4 protein-coding genes are annotated in these 4,937 nt (G+C 39.4%); all 4 read right to left on the bottom strand.

Features of this window, described 5'->3' with window-relative positions:
- On the bottom strand, positions 1 to 930 hold a 930-nt coding region (locus tag ACJMMI_RS07850), incomplete at its 3' end, for an AAA family ATPase (protein WP_405354754.1).
- 103 nt (positions 931 to 1,033) lie between these two features.
- Entirely contained in the window at positions 1,034 to 3,652 is a 2,619-nt protein-coding gene (locus ACJMMI_RS07845) for an InlB B-repeat-containing protein (RefSeq protein WP_405354752.1), read from the bottom strand.
- Between the two features lie 89 nt (positions 3,653 to 3,741).
- The gene (locus ACJMMI_RS07840) at positions 3,742 to 4,425 is read right to left on the bottom strand and encodes an ECF transporter S component (RefSeq protein ID WP_405354750.1); all 684 of its coding nucleotides are present in this window, start codon (positions 4,423 to 4,425) and stop codon (positions 3,742 to 3,744) included.
- Positions 4,415 to 4,937 (bottom strand): ATP-binding cassette domain-containing protein (locus tag ACJMMI_RS07835; RefSeq protein ID WP_405354748.1); only part of this gene is annotated, 523 nt, incomplete at its 5' end. The genes ACJMMI_RS07835 and ACJMMI_RS07840, both read right to left, overlap by 11 nt.

The raw sequence follows: 4,937 nt of genomic DNA, 5'->3' as shown, positions 1-4,937 counted from the left end.
ATAATATGTGTCATCATACACTATGCAATACCTGTCTTTTGAAATTATACCTGTTACGCAATCTTTCCTTTTCAGATAACCTAAATACTGCTCCTCAGTTAGAAAAGTTTCTGTTTCAATTCGCTTTAAATCGTTAATTTTAATTTTAACGGTTTTAATATATACTGCATCTTCCCCACTTCCACGCTTTCTGATACGGAATATACCTTCTTCCGGCGTATTGAGATACGCTTGAGTAATTGGCACTTTACGGCAAGTTTTTATACTGTTTAAATAATTAATATCAGGATATTCAATCAGGAATTTTCTTTCAATTTCAAGTGGCTCAGGCTCACCAAGAAAACCCATTACCTCTTTTAGCAGGCAGTCAAACTTTTCTTCAAAGCTTTTGCCATTTGGGATAACCCTCAAATGTGCTGTACCTGTCCAGATTGCCAAAAGTCGCTCATCAAGCTTTTGTGCAAGACTTGCGTCCTCTTTCCTTATAGGATTATCATTTAGCTTATACACTTTTTCGTCTGCATACGCAATACTCTTTAAATGAAACACCGCATCATAAGAATTTCTGATAACATCCTCATTTTTGCCATTTTCAGAAATATATCTTTTAAATTCATCATCTGTGACATACGCCTTGCTGTCAAGCAAACCTCTGTCAAGCAGAATCACAGCCTTTTCTCCTTTAAACTCTTTTGCACTATGTTCAAGGGCGGTTTCTTCTTTTAGCTGAGTTTCAAAAAGCAATTTATGAAATTCATACACCCCAAGTTTTTCGGGAGTTTTGCCTTCTGTCATCAACTTACTTGCTACTTCATTTAAAACATATACCTTTATCCCGAGGTTTTCAAGTTTTTCCTGTAAAAAGTGCAAAGCCGTTGTTTTGCCGCCGCATGGGCCGCCTGTTAATACTATTTTTATAACCTCTGCCATTATCTCACCTCATTTAGCTTATTATACCTTTATAAAATGCAATTATTATTCTCCACATGAAATAAGGCGACCGCAAAATTCTACGCAGCCACCCTTTGATTAATTACTTATTTCTTTTTCTGCCAAAAATTATTGTTCCTGTAAATCCTAATGCACACAGTCCTACAAGTACGCCTAAGAATATCAAGTTGTCACCTGTTTTTAATGTGATAGGCTCTGCATACTGGGTTTTATACACTGTTTTTTCCTGAACCACTGTCTTAACTGTTGGTTTTTCATCAGGCGTTGCCGGCTGAGGTTTTGTTTCCGGTATCTTTTCAAATGAATATACATATACGCTTTCACTTGTACCTGATACAACCTCAGTTGGCTCAATATCCCATTTGCCGTTTTCATAGCCGTAGTTTGCTGTCATACCTGTTGGGATATTTATTCTTGCTGTGCCGTTTTCACTCCATTTGCCATTGGTGTCAAGCAATGTTACATAGAATGAAATATCGGCTGTGGTTTTGTTCTCCCAAGTGCCGTTTATTACCTTAAAGGTGATTTTCTTCTGGTACTTATCAGGTATTCCGTCCGGCTTGTCGCCGTCACCGATTTTATCAAGCTCCCATGTGGCTGTGAAGATATATGCTACATCGCCTTTGCCTTTCTGCTTATCCCAACCCATAAATACATAGTCTTTTCGAGTTGGGTCTGCAAGTTTTATATTCTTTTCAAGAACAAAGGTTGCCACATCATCACCCGAATAAGTCTTGTTATCGTGAGTCCATACACCGCCGTTTGGCTTTACCTGTATTTTCTTACCGTAATCAACAACCTGTGTTGTCGGCTCAGGCTTATCATTATCTACAGGCTGATTGTATTCAACCTTTGGGTCGGTTTTCTTTGTAAAGGTGTAGGTGTAGGTTTCGGCATTTGTACCGCTTACAGGTGACTTTGGCTCAATATCCCATTTGCCGTTTTCATAGCCATAGTTTGCTGTCATACCTGTTGGGATATTTATTCTTGCTGTGCCGTTTTCACTCCATTTGCCGTTGCCGTCAAGCAATGTTACATAGAATGAAATATTGGCTGTGGTTTTGTTCTCCCAAGTGCCGTTTACTACCTTAAAGGTAATTTTCTTCTGGTACTTATCAGGTATTCCGTCCGGCTTATCGCCGTCACCGACCTTGTCAACTTCCCAGATTGCCTTTAAATCATACTTTCTGTTTATTGAATCGGTAATTGACTGATTCGGTTCAAAAGTGCTGTCACCGTATTTCCAACCGTCAAATGCAAACTCATTCTTAGTTGGTTTAGCCGATATGGTTTTTACGCTGTCGCCCTCACGATAAATGAATGAATTATCATAATCAAGATTACCGCCGTCAACATCGTATTTTACTGTATAATACTTTATCGCTACGCTGTTGTCATCGTCATCAACGCTTAGCACAGCATTATCAATCTGCTGATAATCGTTGCCTTTTTTTATAAATACATTGTATTCACCCTTAGCAAGCTCTGCTGTGTAGCTATTATCAGCTTTTACAAGAGGAACATAATCACTCTGCTCTGACTTAACAAACACTTCATAATTACTGCCAAAGATATATTCGGTATCGGTCGGTGCATCATTTAACATAAATACAACAGATGCCGAGTAGCTGTTTTTTGTTGTATCCTTTACATAGGCATATGCAGTTTTGGGAACACCGTCCTGATCAACATAGCTTCCTCTAACTTCTACGGTGTATTCCGTAGAAGGAGTAAGACCTGTAAATATCACTTTGCCGTCTGATACTTCGCCCTTAACGCCCTCTAAATAATACTCGCAACGGTCATCAAGATTAGTAAGCGTTAGAGTTGTGGCGGTGGTTGAAGTATCTGGCTTTTTAAATACCTTAACGGTTGTAGTTGAGCTGTTGCTTGAATTGTTGTGGAATTTACAGTTTGATTTTTCAAGCGTAATCGAAATTCTGCCTTCGCCTGCCTTTAAGCCCTTTATGCAGTATCCGTTATCTGAACTTTCAAGGCTTATGCAATCGTCACCTGAAATAATTTTGCCCTGACTTACATAGCAGGCAGGACACACAACATGAGTTACTGAGCTTTGACCCAAAAGGTTGAGAATATCAACACTTTCGCCCTCAAAAACTCCGAATACGGCATTTGCCATATCTTTTGACAAATCATAAGGTTTAAATTCCTTATCGTATTTTGCAGTTGCAATCACATTGCCCTGCAAGTCCTTAACTGTTACGGAAATTCCGCCCTTTAAACTATCTTCGCCAAGGCTTGCACCATAGACAGCCGCATATGCAAAGCCGATTTCAGAATACTTTTTGTTGTACGATCTGCCATACATATTCTTAGATCCGTTAATGTCTTTGTCAAAATTATAAATCTCAATTTCACTGTCTGTGCCACGCACCACTGCCATATCGTGCGTATTAAATACATACAGATATGTGCCAAGGTTGCTTTTCCATTCGTAAATAAGCTTATCGGCATTGCCGTCATAATTGCTAAGCTTTGCCATTAAAAGCTCACTTGAACGAAGGTCGGTACTTTCACCCCTCATAAAGCCAATGATTTCCACATTTGGCTGTGAATTTTCAAGTGCGAGTACGGCTGAGGGAACACCAATCGCACCCAGAATTGTTGCCGCCAGTATAAAGAAGAACACTCTCTGCAATGCCGACAGCACGGCTTTTTTGTGTTTTTTTAACATTGCCATATATTACCTCCATATTAGGGAGTATATGCAAAAGACAGGCAAATAATACACGGCAAAATAAAAAGGGAAAGCATAAGCCTCCCCTTGTCCTAAAAAATTCCGTATTTAGTTTTAAGTCTGCTAAGTTTTTTGCCAATCGGCTTTGTAAGCAGGAGCAAAAATATTACATTAGACACCATATACACAAGCGTGAATGGTGCGGCGGTTGTAATGCTTGCAATAAATCTTGTAAAATTAAAAGTACCGTCTGCCCACAGGGTAGTCCAGACATCCATAATAAATGAGAACACAATTCCTGACAACGCACCATATATTATAAGCATAATTTTACTTTGTTCAAGCTTTTTGGCAAGCAATCCTGCAATAAAGCCGATAAGCCCCCATGCAAGCATCTGAAAAGGAGTCCACGGGCCTTGACCAAAATAGAAATTAGAAACAACAGCAGAAAACGCACCCGTAATAAATCCCGCTTCACTTCCAAGATAGATGGCAGTTATTATAACTATTGCTGTAACCGGCTTAAAAAAAGGAATCGGAGCAAATACAAACCTGCCTGCAACCGACAACGCTGTCATAACTGCAATTATTACAATTCTGCGTGAATCGTTTTTGCCTTTTTCAAACGATATAAAAAAAGGAATACAAGCAACTACAGACAATGCAAGTGAGATAAAGGCATATTTTCTGTCGCCGAAGAAAAACACTCCGCTCAGCACAATCAAAGGTGCAACAAGGAACACGCAGAGGTATTTTATAACTTTTTTAGCTTTCATCATCTGCCCCCTTTACCGACAAAAGCAGTTCTTCGGTTGTGATTATACCGTTTGCAATGCCACGTGATATTTTATTGGCAGAGGTTGTGTAAAATCTTTTTCCGCAATAAAATTCGTGCGGCTCAAGTCTTTTGGAAAGAGTACCGTTAAAAAGCATTGCACAAGCGGTGGAAACTGTAGCGGAAAAGTCGAGATCGTGAGTGACAAGCAAAATTGTAATACCGCTTTGTGAAAGGTCTTGCAAAATGTGTGCAAGCTCAGCCTTTGAAAAGCTGTCGCAACCTTTTGTCGGCTCGTCAAGCAATAAAAATTTTGGCTCAATAAGCAGCAGCTTTACAAAACCGGCACGCTGAATTTCACCACCGCTTAAATCAAACGGGTGATGATTTAAAAGATGAACAAGATTGAACTTTTTGCATAATTTATCAATCCTTTGAGAATCATTGCTCACAGCTTTAAAGTCCTCAAGCAAGGTGTCTTTTACAAAGAGCAGCTGTGGATTTTGCGGCATG

It is taken from the genome of Ruminococcus sp., assembly GCF_045129435.1.
Lineage (GTDB): Bacteria > Bacillota > Clostridia > Oscillospirales > Acutalibacteraceae > Ruminococcoides.
Note: the sequence above shows the minus strand (reverse complement) of the source record. Positions and strands in the feature narration are given on the sequence as shown.

Bases quoted from the DNA above. Each gene is read 5' to 3' on its own strand.
- ACJMMI_RS07845 (WP_405354752.1), bottom strand. From the start codon at position 3,652: ATGGCAATGTTAAAAAAACACAAAAAAGCCGTGCTGTCGGCATTGCAG.
- ACJMMI_RS07840 (WP_405354750.1), bottom strand. From the start codon at position 4,425: ATGAAAGCTAAAAAAGTTATAAAATACCTCTGCGTGTTCCTTGTTGCA.